Here is an 18,038-nt window from a genome sequence, read left to right as displayed (position 1 = left end):
CGCCGCGGTGGCGGGAGGTCACCGGGCTTCCAGGATCAGCCGCACGCCGAGGCCGATGAGGACCACGCCGGAGATCCGCTCCAGCCTGCGCCGGACGGCCGGCTTCCCGAGGATCGCCTTCGCCTTGGCGATCGCCCAGACGAACAGGGCGTACCACAACGTGTCCACCAGGACCCAGATCACCGACAGCAGCACCAGCGTCGCGACGACGTTCTGCCCGGGCGGCACGAACTGCGGCAGGAACGACAGCGCGAAGACGGCGGCCTTGGGGTTGGCCAGGCAGGTGCCGAGGCCGAGGAGGTAGGACTTGCGCGCACCGTCCGCGGTGGGCACCGCCACCTCCACCTCGACCGCGGTCCTCGCGGTCCGGGCCTGCCACAGGGACTGCGCGCCCATGAACGCCAGGACGAGCGCGCCGGCGATCCGCATGGCGTCGTAGGCGGTCTGGGAGGCGAGCAGGAGCGCGGAGAGGCCGAAGGCCGCGGCCAGCGCCCACAGCAGGACGCCGGTCTCGTTGCCGAGGATGGCCGCGAAGCCCGAGCCCCGTCCGGAGCGAAGGGTCTGGCGCAGGATGATCGCGGTGCTGACCCCGGGGACCATCGCCACCAGGATGCAGGCGCCGATAAACGCAAGAAGGTACACATCGGACATGGTGGGCCCGGCTTTCGGGTGCACACAACATGATTTATCCGACAGTTCGAGTTGACGGGCGAACTCGTCGGCGTGATCGGTGAACAGGTGGCCAGGGTCCGGGGAGGGGTACCGGTGATCTCCTGGACCTCCGCGGTGCTGATTGGCCCTCTTGGTTTCTCCGCTTCCGGCTGTCGGGACCGCTCTCAGGCTGCTCGCCCGACCGGGCGGCCGACCGCACCCGGAGCCCGGGGCGATCGGATCCGTCAAGCGGCTGTCTCGTCCGCGGCGGCGGGAACGACCGCGACGGGGCACAGGCTCTGCTGGAGGACCGCCCGGGTGACCGAACCGATCTTTCCGTGACCGCGTGCCCCGCCGACCACCAGCAGGCTCGCCTCCTTCGACGCGTGCAGCAGCGCGTCCTTGGGGGAGGCGACGACATAGCAGGCGCGGGCGGAGACGGTGGGGTGTCTGGCGCACCACGGGCGCAGGCGTTCCCGGACGGTTTCCTCGGCCGCCTCGGCGAGGGCCTGGGTGTCGGGGATCGGGGGTACGGGGGCGCCCCAGGAGGGGGATGGGGGATATCCGGCGTGCATCGCCTCCAGGGGGAGCTGACGGAGCGCGGCTTCGACGAAGGCGAATTCGACCGCCGCGTCCGGGGTGTGGCCGGTCATGCCGATGACCACGGAGCCCCGGTGCCGGGGGATCGGGATGGGGCCCGGGCCGCGTACGACGACGACCGGGCGGCTCGCATGGGCCGCGGTGTATCCGGCCACCGACCCCAGGACGGTCCTGGCCAGGGCTCCCATCCCGCGGGAGCCCACCACGATCAGCTCGGCCCGGTCCGAGAGTTCCACCAGCCGGTCGCCCGCGGCCCCCTCGTACAGGTCGGTGGTGACTTTGGTGATCGTGCTGCAGGAGCGGGCACATTCACCCCCGTGGTAGAGCACGTGGTCGGCCGCCTTGCGCAGGTGCGCCTTGGTCTCCTCGTCGGCTGTGCCGTACGGCCAGTGCCAGGCGTGCGCGACGGTGAGCGGGAGTTCCCTGAGTTCGGCCTCGTCCATCGCCCATTCCAGGGCCTGCATGGAGAAGTCCGATCCGTCGTACCCGACGACGACCCTTCGGGGCTCGACCATGGGGCTCACCTCCCTGTCCATGGTCGATCAGGGATGAGATATGACAAAAGGGCGGAAAGTCCCTCATCGAAGGGACTTTCCGCCCGGCGGCGCCTGTTCATCGTCTTCTGCATCGTGGTCTCCTATGCGTGCACCGTCCGCGTCCTCCGGCTTCAACCGCGGCGATGCCGGTGCTCGGTGGGGGTGATCCCGTACCTCGCGCGAAAGGCCCGGCTGAAATGCGCGATGTCGGCCAGCCCCCAGCGCTGCGCGATCGCGGCCACCGTGAGGTCGGCCAGCAGCGGGTCGGACAGGTCTCGGTGGCATCGCTCCAGCCGTCTGTTCCGGATCCAGGCGGCCACGCCCGTCCGCTGGTCTTGAAACAGCTGGTAGAGGTAGCGCGGGGAGATGTGCAGGGCTTCGGCGACCAGCGTGGGGGTGAGCCCCGGATCGGCCAGGTGCTCGCGAATGAACCGGCGCGCGGCGAGTTGTATCGCGCGCCGGCGCCTGGTGGCGGGCGCGTCGTCCTCCAGCCTCCCGGCGACCGCGGCGGCGACGAGGTCCATCAGGACGGCCGCCATCCGGTCGCGGTCGGCCGGTCCGAGCTGGTGGGCGTGGCGCAGGAGCCGGTGGACGAACCCGAAGAGCATCGCCCCGACACCGTGATCCCCGGGGATGCGCAGGGGGATCGCCCGCCGGACCGCGTTGTCCGGCAGCGGCAGCAGCGTGCGGGGGAAGGACACCATCACCCCGGTGGCGAATTCCGCTCCGGGCTGGAGGAGCGCCTGTCCTTCGAAGGGGCGCGAGGTGTCGTAGAGGAGCAGATCCTGCGGTCGCAGTCCCACTGTGTGACGCACCTGGGACAGCAGGGAACGACTGCTGATGTTCATCGAGAGCTGGTACGACTCGGGGTCGGATCTGCGGATCAGCCGCGCCGTCCGAACCGCCTGGTACGGCGGGCAGGTCACCATGGTCACCAGTGGCCCGCCGAGGTCGATGAGCAGGGCCTCCGCGAGGAAGTCCCCGGCGTGCGGGCTGCGGATGTCGACGGGCGCCAGCATGGAGCTGGTCACCTCCCGCCACACGTCGAAGCGCTCCAGAAGGGGAACATCGCGGGTGTCAACCACACTCAGCATCAACGCTCCGTCGTCGACCGGGCTTACGCGTACGCACATCACCTGTCAGACGGATTGCTGAGAATCACGGCTCCCACCGCTTGAAGCCACTTCGCCGGGGTCACGATCGGCGCGGGCCGCCTCCCAGGCCGTACCGGGCGTGGGAGGCGGCGGGCGGTCTCAGAACCCGAGCGCTTCGCTTGCCAGCGCCGTACCGCGCAACCGGGCCTCGATCTTGGCGAAGGCGGTCTCACGCGTGGTCGAGGTATCGTCCGCGAACGGGGCGAAACCGCAGTCGTCACAGGTGCCCAGCTGCTCCACCGGGATGTGGCGGGCCGCCGCGAGAACACGGTCGCGAACCGTCTCCGGGGTCTCCACCACAGGGTCGATGGGGTCGGTCACTCCGACGAAAACCCGGGAACCCGGCGTGAGGTGTTCGGCGATGAGCCGCAGTGACCGCTCCGGGTCGGGTTCACCGGCAAGCTGAATGTAGAAATTGCCCGCCTTCAGCTGGAAGAGCTTCGGCAGGAGGTCCGCATAGTCGATGTCCGCGCTGTGCGTCGAGTCCCAGTCGCCGCCGGGGCAGGTGTGCACCCCGATGCGCGCCCGTTCGGCCTCGGTGAAACGGGACAGCACCCGGTTGTTCAGCGCGACGAGGTCGTCGAGCAGCCCGCCGCTCGGGTCGAGTTTGAGCGAGAGCCGGCCCTCGGTGAAGTCGAGCTGCACCGCGTGCGCCCCCGCCTCCAGGCAGCCTCTGATGTCGGCTTCGGCCTCCGCCACCAGATCGTCGAAGAAGACCTTCGGCGGGTAGCCCGCGATACCGGCCGGGGGATAGAGCAGGCTGAGCGCGGAGGGCGCGATGACCGCCTGCTTCACCGGGCGTTCCGTGTGTTTGAGCGCCTCCTTCAAATAGGTCTCGGCTCTGCGGTGGTAGCGGAACGGCCCCTTGGTGAGGGCGGGGAGCTGCCGGGTGTGCCCGTCGGCGAAGGGGATCACGGGGCCCGCGGCGGGATCGAGACTCTCCAGGCCCTCCAGGGGGTAGGTGAGGAAACTCGGCTTGGACTGCTCGCCGTCGACCAGCACGGGGCTGCCGATCCGCTCCAGGCGGGCGATGGTGTCGGCGACCGCGGCGGCCTGCCGGTCCGCGAGTTCCTCCTCGCCGATCAGCCCTTGGGCGTGCCGCGCGACCGCGGCCACCAGGGAGGCAGGGCGGGGAATGCTTCCGATTGCTTCGGTAGGAATACCCATGCCGGAAAGAGTAGGTTAACTATGAGTAGGGGATCAATTACCCAATGAGCAGCTATATCTACTTCATGGCAATTGTGCAGGTCGCGGTCTTGCGGTGGTTCTGGCAAGAGAAAGATCGGCCTGATTCCCAAGCTCGACCATGCCCCATGCCGTCACGTACCGGCGCGTCGAACCCCTGGTGTGGCCGGACGCCGACTGTTCACGGTACCGGACCGGCTCCCGGCACCGTGAAACCGATTTCAGGGGAGCATTTCGCGCTGACGCCGCCATCCGACGAGACCGCGATCAACGAGGCCGCCTTCGCCGCCTACGGCCGCCCCTTCGCGCAATGGTGGCTTCGGATGTACCCCGACCACGTCTCCATGACCGAGATGCTCAAGGAGCCGGCCTCCCGCTGGAGTTGATCTCCCGCACGGGAGGCGTGCGTCCAGTCACTTGGGACCCCGCTCGAACTCGGCCGCGTGATCGGCGAGGAAGTCGGCCAGGGACCGCGGCGGGTGACCGGTGATGTCCTGGACCTCCGAGGTCGTGCTCGACCAGCGGCCGTCTCCGACCCTGGCCATCCCCCGGGCGAGTTCTCCGGCGAAGTCCGCGGACATCCCGTGCCGCTCAAGGTGGGCGGCCATCTCCGGGATGGGAAGGTCCACATAGCGGATGGTACGGCCGAGGGCCGCGCTCGCCTCGGCGGCGAGTTCGTCGTGGGTCGGGGCGGCCGTCCCGGTGAGGATGTGGTTGCGGCTTTCGCCGACGGGGCGGGTGAGCAGGGCCGCGGCGACGTCGGCGATGTCCCGGGTGTCGATGTAACCGACCCCGCCCGGGCCGTAGGAGCCGTGGATCAGATCGTCGCGGATCCCGCCGAGCAGGTTCTGCATGAAACCGACGGGCTGCAGGATCGACCAGGGGATTCCGGAGGCGCGCAGGTACTCGTCGACCTCGCCGTGCGGGCCGCCGCCGAGCGGCTGCCCGGGAGCGGCGTCCCGGACGGACACGGTGACGATCTGCGCCACACCCGCCTCGCGTGCCAGGTCGATCACCGCGCGGTGTGCCGTGACGAAGCCGGGCCACAGCGAGCTGTTGAGGAACAGCCTGTCGCCGGGGGAGAGGACCTTCCCGATCGTCTCGGGCCGCTCGAAGTCGCCGAGGACGTACCGGCAGCCCAGGTCGGCCGGGGTACGGACCACCGCGGTCACCTCCTCTCCGCGCAGCCGCCGGACCAGCGCTCTCCCGATGGAGCCCGTGGCACCCGTTATCACGATCATCGACAACCCCTAACCGGACGAATGGATTCCGCTTACAGGAAGGTACAGTAAGCGGAACCAGATCGTCCAGTTAGGGGTTGTCGATGCGGGCGGACGCCAGGCGGAACCTCGACAAGATCGTCGCGGCTGCCGCCGCCGTGATCTCCGAGCGCGGACTCGGAGCCCCGATGGAACTCATCGCGCGCCGGGCCGGTGTCGGCGTCGGGACGCTCTACCGCCGGTTCCCCGACAGGAACGCCCTGATCGCGGCGGTCGGAGACCACTACATCGGCGCACTGATAGACGCGTTGCGCGCCTGGGAGCAGGACAGCCCGGATGCGTGGAGCGGATTGCGTGGATTCCTGCTCTGGGCGGCCGATCCGGACAGGTCCACCCTGGCGGGGGCGATGGCGCAACTGCCCGAGGAGGTGTACCGGGAAGGGGCCGACTTCGCCAAGGCGCGCGACCACTGGCTGGAGATGCTGGACGCCCTCGTGCGCCGTGCCCAGGCCGAAGGCTCGATGCGTGCCGACGTGGGCACGGAGGACGTGGTCTCCCTGCTCAACCTCTTCGCCTGCCACATCGCCGACCTGCCGCCCCCCATGGCCGCCCAGCCGATCCGATTCCTCACCTTGATGCTCGACGGCCTGCAAACCGCGGCGGTGACGCCTGCGCCGACCGCCTCGGACGACGGCGTGCGGGGCGAGTGATCACACCCGGTTGACCGGTCTCCGCCATGCCGCGGGAGCCCACCACGACCAGCTCCGTCCGGGTGGACAGCTCCACCGGACGGTCCCCGGCCGACCCCTCGTACAGGTCGGTGGTGACCTCGCCTCTTGGTGAGGGACCTTCCCCCTGCAGGAGGGGGCGTCCGCCCCGACCCGATCAGGGTGGACACCGGTCCGGGCAGGTCAGGGAAGCGGCTGACCGTGCCGGGGGCCTAGCGGGAGCTGGGCGACCACCTGGCTTGGGGCGCCGGCGGGTGCCAGTTCAGCCGACTCCTGGAGCCGGTAGACCGCTCAGGCCACTCCGGCCATGCGGGCCACCGGGTCGGCCGGTGTCCGGGCTCGGACACCGGCCGCATCCTGCGGGCGGTCCGCCCAGGACGGTCAGCAGGTGTCGAAGTACTGCTTTTTCACGATCCTCGTTCTGACGTTGTTGCGGGCGCGCTCGGCGGCCCCGGAATCGGGCGAGACCGCTGTGACGGCGAAATAGACGCTCGAGAATGTGTGTGGTGACGAAATACGTGAGGGTGCATACGAGACCTGAACGACAACGGAGTCGTTTCCGGCGATCACCGTATGATTGTTGGGCCGCCCGAACTCCCGGAATCCGGTTTCCTTGAGTGCGGAGTTGGAGAATCTGTAGGCATCCTTGAAGCACATGTTCTTGACAAACCCGCCCCAGTGCACCGCTGGTCGAGGCTGAGACGACCGGGCGGAATCGGCGGCCGGCGAGGTGGCGTCGGCGGCTGGGACGCTTAGGGTGAACAGGGCGGCCGCGGTTGCGAGCGCCGGTAGCAGGCGCCCTTTCCCACGGTGGGCGAGATCCTTGGCCAGGGAAGGTTTCATGGGTTCCTCCTAGGCGGGTTTCCGTTCGCGACCGGCCGGGAAAACCGGTTCGAACTGATTTCTGATCGCGACATCGGCCATTTATCCGTGAACGCCGTATGGGATCTGATAATTCCATCGGGAATTCCTCGAAAATGTACTTCGAGTAGGCGCTTCAGAAGTTCGAGCGATCGGTTCCACCCGCAGCGGGATCCGGCGCATTACGGCAATCCCGTCGATCGGCTCAGAGTTTTCCCGAACCCGGCCGCCTGGCCCCGGGCACGGGAAGGCGACCCCGGTCCGGTACGGCCTGGGGCGGTCACCGGCATGCTGTCAGGGGGCCGCGACCTCTTCAGGCGCCGGCCGGACTCCGGACCTGCGCGGGGTCAGGTAGGGCCGGAGGCGGGGTTCCCGGCGAAGGCGCCCGCGGTGGCGGCGAGGGCGGCGGCGTGGGCGGCCTGACCGGCGAGGCCGGGGTCGGGCGGAACGCGGAACAGCACCAGCTGGTGGTAGAGCGGCGCGGTGGAGGCGATGAGGAGACTGCGCGCCGCGGTCGCGGCGGGGATCTCCCCGCGCCGGACGGCACGCCTGACCACGATCTCGCACCGGTCGTAGCGGTCCTCCCAGAAGCGGGTCAAGGCGCGCGCCGCCTCCTCGGAACGGAACGAGGCGGCGATCAGCGCCGTGGTGATCGGCGGGTCTCCGGTGAGGGCCGCGTAGACCTCGTCGTTGAGCGCGGCCAGGTCGCCTTCGAGGGAGCCGGTGTCGGCGGGCCGCCAGTCGTCGCCGCCCGCCGCGTCCAGGACGTCGGCGAGCAGGCCGCCCACGTCGCGCCAGCGCCGGTAGACGGTGGTGCGGTGGACGCCGGCTCGGGCGGCGACGGCGTCCACGGTGAGTTCGTCGAAGCCGTGCTCCACCAGCTGGTCGCGGACCGCGGCGAGCACCTGGGCGCGGACGCGCGCGGTACGGCCGCCGGGGCGCCGTCCCGCGGCCGCGTGCGCGTCGGCACCGGGCTGAGGGGGCGCGGCGGGATTCGGACTTGCGGGCGTCGGTGAGCTCATGCCATCATCTTAACGCAACAGTTGTCGCATTAGTGAGGAAGTCCGATGCTCTTCCGCAGCGTTCACCCGTCCTTGCGGCCTTCGGCCGTACCGTCCTCGAACGCTTGGGAGCGCCCGTATGCCCACTCAGATCACCGCCCTCGACGTCGTCAAGTCCTACGACGGCCGGACCGTCCTCGACTCGGTCACCTGCTCGTTCGCCTCGGGTGAGCGCACCGGGATCGTCGGGGAGAACGGATCCGGGAAGAGCACGCTGCTCCGCCTGCTCGCGGGTCGGGAACGGCCAGACCAGGGGGAGATCGTCGTCCACGCCGAAGGCGGCGTCGGCTACCTCGCCCAGGACGAGCGGCTGCCGCCGTACCTGACGGTCCGGCAGGTCGTCGACCGTGCGCTCGGCGAGCTCCGGGCGATCGAGGCCCGGATGCGTCACCTGGAGGCCGCGATGGCGGGTGGCGACGAATCGGGCTTGGCCGAGTACGGCGACCTGCTGACGGTCTTCGAACTCCGCGGCGGCTACGACGCCGACGCGCGGCTGGAACAGGCCCTGCACGGCCTCGGTCTGGACGGCGTGCGCCGCGACCGTTTGGCGGGCGGCCTGTCCGGCGGCGAACAGGTCCGGCTGCGCCTGGCCTCGCTCCTGGCCGCCGCGCCGGAGGTGCTGCTGCTGGACGAGCCGACCAACCACCTGGACGACTCCGCCCTGACCTGGCTGGAGGACTACCTGCGTACCCGGCGCGGTACGACCGTGGCGGTCTCCCACGACCGGACCTTCCTGGAGCGCGTCGCCACGAGCCTGCTGGAGGTGGACGCGGACAGCCGGCAGGTGGTCCGGTACGGCAACGGCTACTCCGGCTACCTCGCCGAGAAGGCCGCGTCCCGCGTGCGCCAAGCCCAGGCGCACGCCCGTTGGCAGGACGACGTCGCCCGGTTCCGGGAGTCCGCCGCCACCGTCGCGCGGCGGGTGGCCCCGAACCGGGCGATGAAGGACAACAACAAGGTCGCCTACGACCGCGACGCGGGGAGGGTGCAGCAGTCTGTCGCCTCCCGGGTACGCAACGCCGAAGAACGGCTTCGCCGCCTCTTGGCCGAGCCGGTGCCCCCGCCGCCGAAGCCGCTCCGGTTCGCCCCGGTGCTCCGGGCGGCCCCGCTGCGGGGCGCCGTGCTCGACGCCGTCGACGTCACCGTGGCAGGCCGGCTCGACCCGGTGAGCCTCACCGTCTCGGCGGGCGAGCGTGTGCTGATCAGCGGGTTGAACGGCGCAGGCAAGAGCACCCTGCTGCGGATTCTCGCCGGCGACCTGGCCGCGGACGGCGGGCAGGTCGTCCGACGCGGCCGGATCGGCTGCCTCGCGCAGGATCCGGTGTTCGACCGGCCGGATGAGACGCTGGTGGCCGCCTTCGCCCGAGGTCGTCCCGGGCCGGCCGCCGAGCAGGCCGAGCGGCTGCTCTCCCTGGGGCTGTTCGAGCGTGACCGGGCCGCCGTCCGAGTCGGCGCGCTGTCCACCGGGCAGCGGCAGCGCCTAGCCCTTGCCCGGCTGGTCAGCGAGCAGGTCGACGTCCTGTTACTGGACGAGCCGACCAACCATCTCTCCCTCGCCCTCGTCGAGGAGCTGGAGTCGGCGCTGGCGGACTACGACGGCGCCCTGGTCGTGGTGAGCCACGACCGGCTGCTGCGGCGTCGCTGGACGGGCACCCACTTCACCCTGCACACCGGCACGCGCGTCGGCTGAACGCCGATCCTCCTCGGAGACCCGTGATCCGGACGGTGTTCCCGCGCCGTGGAAGGGGCCTTGTTGTGCCACGCCGGGATGTTTCGACCGTCCGGATACCGCCCTAGGCCGACCTCCGGTTCCGGATACCCGGCCGGGTCGGATCGTTGTCGAGCGCATCCTGCGACGAGCCAGGCTTCGCGACGGGAGGCGCGGGGCCTGGCTCGTTGTGACCTAGGGCGTTGCGGGCGATCGGCGTACTCGGTTCTCACGTGGGTTCAACGCAAGGGATCGGATCCGCAACCGGCGGTTTGGCGAGAATTTCTACCCCGGGTAGGTCTCCACAGCTGCCCTGCCGACCGTCCCATTGTGGGAGCAGTCGGTTCTGGCCTCAACGTTGTGTTCCGCCCGCTTGGGTGCCCCGTGAACTTCCCACCAGCTGCCGTTTACCCAGCACCAGATGACGGTTGCAAACCAGCCGTACCCATCGCAATCCGACGTGGCGTAGGTGCTTCCCACATACTTTACGTAGCATGGATCCTGTGGTGCGAGGGCCGACGCAGGGGTCGCGATCAGTGTTGGCGACAGGACACCGGTCACGGCTACCGCGACGGCGGCTATCGCCCTTCGTGTGCGCATCATTGAATCTCACCGATCCCTTGGTGTGGACAGACGCTTTCCGCCGGGCCGTACACGTCCGGAGACGTCGGGCCCGCAGAGACGTGGTCGCACCGGTTTTCGTCAACGGGAGCGGCGATGCGACACACGCTCTCCGTTCAGCATGGGAGATCCGGGTCGGGAGCGCTTCACCATCGCCCGCATGGTGATCTCCGATGCGTGCACAGTCCGAACTCTTCGGCTTCGGTGTCCGATGCCTGTTCCCGGGGTGGGCGGGTACGCCCCGCTAGCGCCTCAAGAGGCCCAGGATCCGTCACGGGAGACGGCCGCGCCGGTCGTGCGGCGGGTCGAGCAGCTGGAGTCGGCGGGCCAGGACGGCGCCCTGGTCGTGGTGAGCCACGTGCCGCGGAGTCGTTGGACGGGCATCTGCTTCACTCTGCGCACCGGCGCCCAAGTCGGCTGAACCCGCACGTTCAGCCCACGGGGCGCGATCCGCATTCCGACGTCGTTGCGGGCGAGTTCGCCACTCGCTCGCCGGCACCCGGTCGAGGGCCACGTACAGCAGGCCGAGGGCGTAGAAGCACACGGCCATGCCCGCGGAATTTCGGGCGACCAGGGCGTAACCGAGCCGGGTGACGTCGAGAAAGGGGTACGGATACCGGTCGACGGCGAAGCAGGCCCCTCGTATGAGGATCACCGCCAGGTACACCACCGGGCTGGCGAGCCACACCACCGCATGCCGGCGCCGCAGGCGTCCGCCGGACTCGAAGGCGAACCAGTTGGCCACCGCCATAAGGGGGACGACGTAGTGCAGCAGGAAGGTGCCGGTCTCCTTGGGCACGCTGCCGGCGCCGTCGAGCAGCAGGATGAACGGGTTGGCGCCGCCGGCCAGCACGAAGTGGAAGACCAGCCCGGTGACGGTGATGTACAGGGTGACGGCCGCGCAGATCGCGGCCGACGTCCCGGCGGGGAGCCGTCGCCACCGCCGAAAGCCGTAGAAGACGACGACGGCGGCGTTGCTCCACTCGGTGAAGTACATGGGCAGCGCCACGATGTCGTCGGTTCCGGCGAACGCGCACACCAGGCCCACCAGCCCGGTGCATGCGATCAGCCCGTGCCGGAGGTCGTCGGCCGGACGGGAGAGCTCGGCGGGGCAGGCGACGTTGGCTGGTTTGGCGGAGTGGCCCTCAACCGGGTCGGATCGCGCCACACTCAGCACTTCACGCACCGCGGTGGGCTCCGGTCGGCCGGCGGCTCCTTGGCCTCCTCCAGCAGGTCGTACAGGGCACTCATGATCGTTTCGGTGATCTCGCGGAGATTGCCGTCGCCGGGTTCGGCCCCGGCCCACTTCGCCAGGTCGAGCGGCGGCCCGGCCAGCACGGTCACGTCCGTGCGGAGCCCGCCCACGCGTGGGTTGAGAACCCACTGCGGGCCCCAGGAGACGACCGGGACGACCGGCGCGCCCGTGGCGAGGAACAGCCTGGCCGCGCCGGTCTTCCCCTTACGCGGACCCGGCTCCCCGGACGCGGGGATCCCGCCCTCGGGGTAGATGATGACGAGGTCCCCCTTCCGGAGTCCCTCGACCGCCCTGTCCAGGGCCTGCGAGGCCGTGGCCGTGCCCCGGGCCACCGGGATGTGCCCTGTGGTCCGCATGAACGCACCGAGCAGGCCGCTTCGCTCGAACAGGCTCGACTTCGCCAGAAACCGCGGCCACCGATCCGCCGCGTACACGAAGCGCGCGACCACGAGCGGGTCGAACTCCGACACATGCCCGGCCACGACGATGGCGCCACCCGTCCGGGGGATGTTCGCCAACCCCGCCCAACGCCGTCTGGTGAGAACCGACAGCGTCGCCTTGAGCAAGGCCATCCAGCAAAGCGGCCAGAATCCCGCCTCACGTATCTTCACGGTGTCCTTTCCCTCACTCGCCCAGCGCCGCCAGCCGGCCTCGTTCCGTCCAGGCGGTGCCGGCGAAGAAGATGAACGTCGTGACCCCGACACCGCCCACCACCACGTCGTAGCCGGTGAAGGACACACCCTCGAGCACGAACGGCTCGGGTCCGAAGACGAGCATCGCGACGGTGAGGAGGATGAGCACGGCCCGCGCCTCGGTCGGCCCCATCCGGCCGTAGGAGATCTTGAACTCGCCGGACACGCAGGTGCGGATGTACATGAGGATCGCCAGCGTGGAGTATCCGATGAGGGCCAGTGACGCGATCGTGAAGTCGACGTAGGGCGAAAGTCCCAGGCCCAGAAATATGAGCACCTGACAGACGGCGTCGCACGCATGGTCGATGAAGAACCCGTACCGGGGACGCTCGATCTTGCGCAGTCGTGCGATGTTCCCGTCGAGGCTGTCACCCAGCCAGTTGAGCAGGACGCCCAGTACGGCCAACCAGAGGAAGGCCGCGGAGGCACCGCTCAGGAAGAACCCGGCGGCTGTCAACGCGGCGCCGCCCACCCCCACGGCCGTACAGCGGTCCGGGGTGACCCATGGCGGCATCCTGACGGCCAACCACCGCAGCGCCGGTCTTTCCAAAGGACCTAAAAGAATGTCGTTGACGCGCGTGTGCGCGACGATGTCGTGCATCACCGACCACCCTCACACTTTCCCGCCGGTGGTCCGGTGGCTCGGGGGAGGCACGCGAACCGCGTCGGGAAGAAAGTTCTAGATCTTGGGAACGGGGACGTTACTTAAGTCAGGATCTTCTGTCTAGGTCGTTAAGTTCCGATGTCGACCGGCTCCCGCAGGGGCATGTCCGGGGGCGCGTGACCTAGGCGGTTCCGAGTTCCCGGCTCCGGCGACCGGCGTGTTCGCGAACCCCGGACCGACCAGGGCTTGCATGTCCATGCATTGGTGTGTATATATTTGTGTTGTGTCTAAGGTGCTCACCTCTCTGCCAGTTGGCAAACGAGTCGGGATCGCGTTCTCCGGCGGTCTCGACACCTCGGTAGCGGTCGCGTGGATGCGCGAAAAGGGTGCGATTCCCTGCGCCTACACCGCCGATGTCGGCCAGTACGACGAGCCCGACATCGCCTCGGTGCCCGGGCGCGCCACGGCGTACGGCGCCGAGGTCGCCCGGCTGGTCGACTGCCGGGCGGCCCTTGTGGAGGAGGGCCTGGCCGCCCTGACCTGCGGGGCGTTCCACATCCGCTCCGGCGGGCGCGCCTACTTCAACACCACCCCGCTCGGCCGGGCCGTCACCGGCACCCTGCTGGTCCGCGCGATGCTTGAGGACGGCGTGGGGATCTGGGGGGACGGCTCCACCTTCAAGGGCAACGACATCGAGCGCTTCTACCGGTACGGCCTGCTGGCCAACCCCTCCCTGCGGATCTACAAGCCGTGGCTGGACGCCGACTTCGTCAGCGAGCTCGGCGGGCGCAAGGAGATGTCGGAGTGGCTGCTCGACCGGGACCTGCCCTACCGGGACAGCACGGAGAAGGCCTACTCCACCGACGCCAACATCTGGGGCGCGACCCACGAGGCCAAGTCGCTGGAGCATCTCGACACGGGTATCGAGATCGTCGACCCGATCATGGGTGTGCGGTTCTGGGACGCCGCCGTCGAGATCGCCCCCGAGGACGTCGTGATCGGCTTCGAGCAGGGGCGGCCCGTGACGATCAACGGCAAGGAGTTCTCCTCCGCCGTCGACCTGGTGCTGGAGGCCAACGCCATCGGCGGCCGGCACGGCCTGGGCATGTCCGACCAGATCGAGAACCGGATCATCGAGGCCAAGAGCCGGGGCATCTACGAGGCTCCGGGCATGGCGCTGCTGCACGCGGCGTACGAGCGGCTGGTCAACGCGATCCACAACGAGGACACCGTCGCCGCCTACCACAACGACGGGCGGCGACTGGGCCGGCTGCTGTACGAGGGCCGCTGGCTGGACCCGCAGGCGCTGATGCTGCGCGAGTCGCTGCAGCGCTGGGTCGGGACCGCGATCACCGGCGAGGTGACGCTCCGGCTGCGGCGCGGCGAGGACTACTCCATCCTGGACACCTCGGGCCCCGCGTTCAGCTACCACCCGGACAAGCTCTCCATGGAACGGACCGAGGACTCCGCCTTCGGCCCGACCGACCGCATCGGCCAGCTGACCATGCGCAACCTCGACATCGCAGACTCCCGTTCCAAGCTGGAGCACTACGCCGGTCTCGGCATGGTCGGCAGTGCGCACCCGATGCTGATCGGCGCCACCCAGGCGGCCTCGACCAAGCTGATCGGCGAGATGCCCGAGGGCGGGGCAGAGGCGATCGCCTCCCGCGGCGAGGCCCCCGCCGACGACGAACTGCTCGACAGCGCGGCCATGGAGGCCGGGACCGACTGAGATCTCGGTGGTGCCCGTTGGGACCTGGGCGAGCGCCGAGGTCCCAACACTCCGAATCCGGCCCACGGGTTACGGCGTTCGCCGGACGTCCGTCCGGAGCGCCTCGATGAACCAGGCGAACACCGGTGTCAGGTCCGGCGGTGCGGGCCAGCCGTTGATGACGCCGAGCAGCCGCCAATACCGCGTCGCCCGGGGGTCGTCGGCGGTCTCCAGGCGGCCGAGCAGCCATCGGCGCAGGTCGGAGTCGTCATTGCGGCCGAAGGTCTCGGCGTAGCGGGCGGTGAGGGAGTCCAGGATCGGCACGGCCTCGGCGGCGTCCGGGGCGATCCCGGCCGCGAGGGCCGTACCGACGGCTTCGCGGACGGTCTCGGTGAGCGCGTGGTGGAGGCCGGTGGTGTCACCCTGGGCCCGTTCGGCCGCCTGGTGCTCGGCCATCCGGCGCACCGAGGCGCGGAAATCCGGGTCCTGGGTGAGTTCGGCGAGTTCCACCCACGCCTCGACCTGCTCGGGTTCGGGGTCGTCCGGCAGGTCGGGCATGGCCGAACGCATCATCGCCACGAACTCGGGGTTGGCGTCGAGCCCGCCGAAGGTGGCGTCGATGAATTCGTGGACGAGCCGTCGCCGCTCGTCGTCGGAGAGCTTCGCGAGTCTGTGCATGAGTTCCGTCTCCTCGGGGGTGGATCCCCGTTTGGCCACCGCTCTGAGCACCGAACGCCGGAGCCTCAGGCTGCGGATCTGGGCGTTCAGGGCCTCGGCGTGCGCCGCGGCCACCTCGGGCACCGAGACCTCCCGGTCCAGCAGCCGCCGGACGATCGGGAGGTCGAAGCCCAGTTCGCGAAGGGTGCGTACCAGGTCGAGGCGGGCCAGCGCGCCGATGTCGTAGAGCCGGTGACCGGCCGGGTTGCGGGCGGTCGGCGGGACGAGGCCGGTGTTGGCGTAGAACCGGATCGTCTTGATGCTCAATCCGGTCCGTCGCGCCAGCTCGCCGATCGTGTAGAGGGTCCCGCCGTCCATGGCCACACCCTGGTGTCTCCCCTAGGGGGAGGTGCAAATCGTTTTCGCCGGATCCGCCTCCCGGCGCACGTGGCCCGATCGCCCGCCGACGGTGACGGGGAGCCGGGCGATGGTCCGCTTCCCGGCGTGCGTGGCCTGATCGGCGCGAGTGGCCACTGTGGGCCGTCCACCGCGAAGTCGACGGTGACGCCGTGGGGCCTTCGCCTGCACGATCACCCGGGACCGGAACCCACAGCCGTTCGTCGTCGGCGGGAACCGGGGGCAGGCCCGAACCATCCGAACCCACCTGCCAGGTCGTGGCGTTCCCGGCTCCTGCGCCTGGCGCAGGGAAACCCGGATCCTTGGCCGCCGGGGGATGCCTGACGATCTCGCGGTGTGACTCCGCTTGACCTTGACACGGTGACAAGGTCTTCACTGGTGCCGAGGAGGTGGTCCCGATGGCCACGGCGAAACAGGACACGGATACGATCCGGGCTCTCCAGGCGCTGGAAGACGGCAGCTCGTCGGTGCGGCTGCGGGCGGCGCTGGCGGTCGGCACGACCCCCGACCCGCGGTTTGTCGACAAGCTCATCGAACGATCCGCAATCGAACCCGAGTTCTTTGTGCGCGATATGCTGACCTGGGCACTCACCCGCCACTCGGCGTCGATCACGGTCCCCAGGCTGCTCAGGGAAGTCCGCTCGGAGCGTGCGCAGGCACGAAGCCAGGCGTTGCACACGCTGTCCAAGATCGGGGATCGGCAGGCGTGGCCGGCGATCACACCGGCGATTCTGTCCGATGCCGACGACGAGGTGGCGCGGAGCGCTTGGCGGGCGGCGGTCGTGCTCGTGCCCAAGGGTGAGGAGCCCGAGTTGGCCGTGGCGTTGTCGGCCCAGCTCGGGCGCGGCGAACGTGAGACGCGGCTGAGCCTCAGCCGGGCGCTCGTCGCACTCGGGGAGGTGATCGTGCCGGTGCTGCGCGCCGCGACGACGGATCCCGACCCACGGGTGCGCGCGCACGCGATCGCCACGGAACGGCTGTTGCGCGACCCGGACGCCGGATTCGAGTTCGCGATCGAGGAGGCGAAGCGCGTCGTGGCCCTCGGCGGGGCCGGCCAGGAGGAGTGACGGGCAGTGTTGATCGGTGAGGTGGCACGGCGGTCGGGGGTCAGCGCCCGCATGCTCCGGCATTACGACTCGCTCGGCCTGGTGCGGCCGACGGGCCGTACCGTCGCCGGTTATCGACGGTACTCCGGCGAGGACATCCGGCGGATCTTCCATGTCGAGAGCCTGCGGTCGCTGGGGCTGTCGCTACGTGAGGTCGGGCGCGCGCTCGACGATCCCGGCTTCACGCCCGCGGAGCTCGTCGGCGACCTCATCCGCCAGGCGCGGGAGCGCATCGCGGCGGAGACGGAGCTGCTCACGCGACTGCGTCGGATCGGCGCGGCGGAACCCGCCGGCTGGGAGGACGTCCTCCAGATCGTCGCGCTCCTCCAGGAGCTCGGGTCGAAGAGCGCGGGCAAGCGCCAGCGCGCGGCCCTGTCCTCGGTCGACGAGGTCCCGGTGCCGGTGGAAGCATTGGTCGAGGCGGTGCTCGGCGAGACGGACCCGAACGTCGCCGGGGCCCTTCGATGGGCTCTGGCGCAATCGGGCGACGGCGGATTGGCGCTGCTGGCGGAAGGCCTCGGCTCACCCGTGCCCGAGGTGCGCGAGCGTGCCGTCCGGTCCGTCGCCGAGATTCCGGACGGCGCGGCGACCGCGTTGCTGCAGGACGCCTTGTCGAGCCCCGACATCGTGGTCCGCAGGTACGCGGCTCTGGCGCTCGGGGCACGCGGAGTGGCCGACGCGGTCCCGACGCTCATCGACATGGTCGTCGAGGGGATGAACGACGTCGATGCGGCCGATGCGCTGAGCGCGCTGGCGGGTCGCCCCGCGTCGGCGGATCGGATCGCCAGCGCGCTCGTCGATCGCCTCGCCCACGGCACCGGTGCGTCCGCCGCACGTCTACGGCTGACGCAGGCGCTCGCGGACATCCCGGGAACCACGGCGTCGCGAGCACTCGCAGATCTGTCCCACGACGAAGACCGTGCCGTGGCGCTTACCGCGGCGTACATCCTCGGGATACGCGACGCAAGGTGACGGACCCTTCCCGGGGTGTTGCGCACGGGGCCGGTTGGCGCGGGTCTTCGTCGACAGGGCCACGTCGTCCCGAGGATCCCGGCTGTACGGCGTTTCACCGCCGCCCCGCGTAGCCGCGTGAGTGAACGTGCCTGTGGAGACCCGGGACGGGGCCGGCGGCCGCCGGGGTGGGCGCGACGCGTGAGCATGTGCGCCCGTGGAACCCCACAAAGGACAGGGAGTCGGCGTGCGTTCGTCGTGCTCACCGGGCCGAGTGGGCCGCGCCGGAGTTTCCCGAGGAAGGCGCCCGGGTCGCCGAC

17 protein-coding genes are annotated in these 18,038 nt (G+C 69.9%); 6 read left to right on the top strand and 11 right to left on the bottom strand.

Annotated elements, in window-relative coordinates; translation table 11 throughout:
* Window positions 1–18: 18 nt before the first annotated feature.
* The 4 genes from RUR_RS19575 to RUR_RS19560 form a co-directional block, all read right to left on the bottom strand.
* Complete coding sequence (locus tag RUR_RS19575; protein WP_283136536.1) at window positions 19–642, bottom strand: LysE family translocator; 624 nt, start codon at window positions 640–642, stop codon at window positions 19–21.
* A gap of 254 nt (window positions 643–896) precedes the next feature.
* Complete coding sequence (locus tag RUR_RS19570) at window positions 897–1,766, bottom strand: universal stress protein (protein ID WP_283136535.1); 870 nt, start codon at window positions 1,764–1,766, stop codon at window positions 897–899.
* 152 nt (window positions 1,767–1,918) lie between these two features.
* Window positions 1,919–2,881, bottom strand: a complete 963-nt coding sequence (locus tag RUR_RS19565) for a helix-turn-helix domain-containing protein (protein ID WP_283136534.1) — start codon at window positions 2,879–2,881, stop codon at window positions 1,919–1,921.
* Window positions 2,882–3,040: 159 nt separating this feature from the next.
* The gene (locus tag RUR_RS19560) at window positions 3,041–4,108 is read right to left on the bottom strand and encodes a cobalamin-independent methionine synthase II family protein (RefSeq protein ID WP_283136533.1); all 1,068 of its coding nucleotides are present in this window, start codon (window positions 4,106–4,108) and stop codon (window positions 3,041–3,043) included.
* A 227-nt stretch (window positions 4,109–4,335) separates the two neighbouring features.
* Between RUR_RS19560 and RUR_RS19555 the strand changes: the two genes are divergently transcribed.
* Complete coding sequence (locus tag RUR_RS19555; RefSeq protein ID WP_283136532.1) at window positions 4,336–4,512, top strand: hypothetical protein; 177 nt, start codon at window positions 4,336–4,338, stop codon at window positions 4,510–4,512.
* 27 nt (window positions 4,513–4,539) lie between these two features.
* On the opposite strand, the gene RUR_RS19550 is transcribed toward RUR_RS19555, so the two are convergent.
* On the bottom strand, window positions 4,540–5,367 hold the full coding sequence (locus RUR_RS19550) for an NAD(P)H-binding protein (protein ID WP_283136531.1): 828 nt from the start codon (window positions 5,365–5,367) through the stop codon (window positions 4,540–4,542).
* Window positions 5,368–5,450: 83 nt separating this feature from the next.
* Here RUR_RS19550 and RUR_RS19545 point away from each other — a divergent pair, with 83 nt between their 5' ends.
* On the top strand, window positions 5,451–6,056 hold the full coding sequence (locus tag RUR_RS19545; protein WP_283136530.1) for a TetR/AcrR family transcriptional regulator: 606 nt from the start codon (window positions 5,451–5,453) through the stop codon (window positions 6,054–6,056).
* Window positions 6,057–6,455: 399 nt separating this feature from the next.
* Here RUR_RS19545 and RUR_RS19540 read toward each other — a convergent pair whose 3' ends face one another.
* Together RUR_RS19540 and RUR_RS19535 are read right to left on the bottom strand one after the other, a co-directional pair.
* On the bottom strand, window positions 6,456–6,917 hold the full coding sequence (locus tag RUR_RS19540) for a hypothetical protein (protein WP_283136529.1): 462 nt from the start codon (window positions 6,915–6,917) through the stop codon (window positions 6,456–6,458).
* A 365-nt stretch (window positions 6,918–7,282) separates the two neighbouring features.
* A complete protein-coding gene (locus RUR_RS19535) occupies window positions 7,283–7,957 on the bottom strand; it encodes a TetR/AcrR family transcriptional regulator (protein ID WP_283136528.1) in 675 nt (224 codons plus the stop codon).
* Between the two features lie 118 nt (window positions 7,958–8,075).
* Between RUR_RS19535 and abc-f the strand changes: the two genes are divergently transcribed.
* The gene (gene abc-f / locus RUR_RS19530) at window positions 8,076–9,686 is read left to right on the top strand and encodes a ribosomal protection-like ABC-F family protein (RefSeq protein WP_283136527.1); all 1,611 of its coding nucleotides are present in this window, start codon (window positions 8,076–8,078) and stop codon (window positions 9,684–9,686) included.
* A 910-nt stretch (window positions 9,687–10,596) separates the two neighbouring features.
* On the opposite strand, the gene RUR_RS19525 is transcribed toward abc-f, so the two are convergent.
* Genes RUR_RS19525 through RUR_RS19515 form a run of 3 tightly spaced genes read right to left on the bottom strand, consistent with a single transcriptional unit; the run spans window position 10,597 to window position 12,786 of the window.
* Complete coding sequence (locus tag RUR_RS19525) at window positions 10,597–11,511, bottom strand: Pr6Pr family membrane protein (RefSeq protein ID WP_283136526.1); 915 nt, start codon at window positions 11,509–11,511, stop codon at window positions 10,597–10,599.
* Complete coding sequence (locus RUR_RS19520) at window positions 11,496–12,191, bottom strand: lysophospholipid acyltransferase family protein (protein WP_283136525.1); 696 nt, start codon at window positions 12,189–12,191, stop codon at window positions 11,496–11,498. The genes RUR_RS19525 and RUR_RS19520 overlap by 16 nt, the downstream gene beginning before the upstream one ends.
* A gap of 13 nt (window positions 12,192–12,204) precedes the next feature.
* Window positions 12,205–12,786, bottom strand: a complete 582-nt coding sequence (locus tag RUR_RS19515) for a CDP-alcohol phosphatidyltransferase family protein (protein ID WP_283136524.1) — start codon at window positions 12,784–12,786, stop codon at window positions 12,205–12,207.
* Window positions 12,787–13,159: 373 nt separating this feature from the next.
* Between RUR_RS19515 and argG the strand changes: the two genes are divergently transcribed.
* Complete coding sequence (gene argG / locus RUR_RS19510) at window positions 13,160–14,608, top strand: argininosuccinate synthase (RefSeq protein WP_283136523.1); 1,449 nt, start codon at window positions 13,160–13,162, stop codon at window positions 14,606–14,608.
* 69 nt (window positions 14,609–14,677) lie between these two features.
* Here argG and RUR_RS19505 read toward each other — a convergent pair whose 3' ends face one another.
* Window positions 14,678–15,622, bottom strand: coding sequence for a MerR family transcriptional regulator (locus tag RUR_RS19505; RefSeq protein WP_283136522.1), 945 nt, complete (start codon window positions 15,620–15,622; stop codon window positions 14,678–14,680).
* A 437-nt stretch (window positions 15,623–16,059) separates the two neighbouring features.
* On the opposite strand from RUR_RS19505, the gene RUR_RS19500 reads away from it, so the two are divergent.
* Window positions 16,060–16,728, top strand: a complete 669-nt coding sequence (locus RUR_RS19500) for a HEAT repeat domain-containing protein (RefSeq protein WP_283136521.1) — start codon at window positions 16,060–16,062, stop codon at window positions 16,726–16,728.
* 6 nt (window positions 16,729–16,734) lie between these two features.
* A complete protein-coding gene (locus tag RUR_RS19495) occupies window positions 16,735–17,739 on the top strand; it encodes a HEAT repeat domain-containing protein (RefSeq protein WP_283136520.1) in 1,005 nt (334 codons plus the stop codon).
* The last annotated feature ends 299 nt before the right edge of the window (window positions 17,740–18,038 follow it).

This window comes from Rhizohabitans arisaemae (genome assembly GCF_025996515.1).
Classification (GTDB): Bacteria; Actinomycetota; Actinomycetes; order Streptosporangiales; family Streptosporangiaceae; genus Rhizohabitans; species Rhizohabitans arisaemae.
Note: the sequence above shows the minus strand (reverse complement) of the source record. Positions and strands in the feature narration are given on the sequence as shown.

Coding starts and splice junctions, on each gene's coding strand:
- RUR_RS19570 (WP_283136535.1), bottom strand. CDS start 1,766: ATGGTCGAGCCCCGAAGGGTCGTCGTCGGGTACGACGGATCGGACTTC.
- RUR_RS19565 (WP_283136534.1), bottom strand. CDS start 2,881: ATGCTGAGTGTGGTTGACACCCGCGATGTTCCCCTTCTGGAGCGCTTC.
- RUR_RS19560 (WP_283136533.1), bottom strand. CDS start 4,108: ATGGGTATTCCTACCGAAGCAATCGGAAGCATTCCCCGCCCTGCCTCC.
- RUR_RS19550 (WP_283136531.1), bottom strand. CDS start 5,367: ATGATCGTGATAACGGGTGCCACGGGCTCCATCGGGAGAGCGCTGGTC.
- RUR_RS19545 (WP_283136530.1), top strand. CDS start 5,451: ATGCGGGCGGACGCCAGGCGGAACCTCGACAAGATCGTCGCGGCTGCC.
- RUR_RS19540 (WP_283136529.1), bottom strand. CDS start 6,917: ATGAAACCTTCCCTGGCCAAGGATCTCGCCCACCGTGGGAAAGGGCGC.
- RUR_RS19535 (WP_283136528.1), bottom strand. CDS start 7,957: ATGAGCTCACCGACGCCCGCAAGTCCGAATCCCGCCGCGCCCCCTCAG.
- abc-f (WP_283136527.1), top strand. CDS start 8,076: ATGCCCACTCAGATCACCGCCCTCGACGTCGTCAAGTCCTACGACGGC.
- RUR_RS19515 (WP_283136524.1), bottom strand. CDS start 12,786: ATGCCGCCATGGGTCACCCCGGACCGCTGTACGGCCGTGGGGGTGGGC.
- RUR_RS19505 (WP_283136522.1), bottom strand. CDS start 15,622: ATGGACGGCGGGACCCTCTACACGATCGGCGAGCTGGCGCGACGGACC.
- RUR_RS19500 (WP_283136521.1), top strand. CDS start 16,060: ATGGCCACGGCGAAACAGGACACGGATACGATCCGGGCTCTCCAGGCG.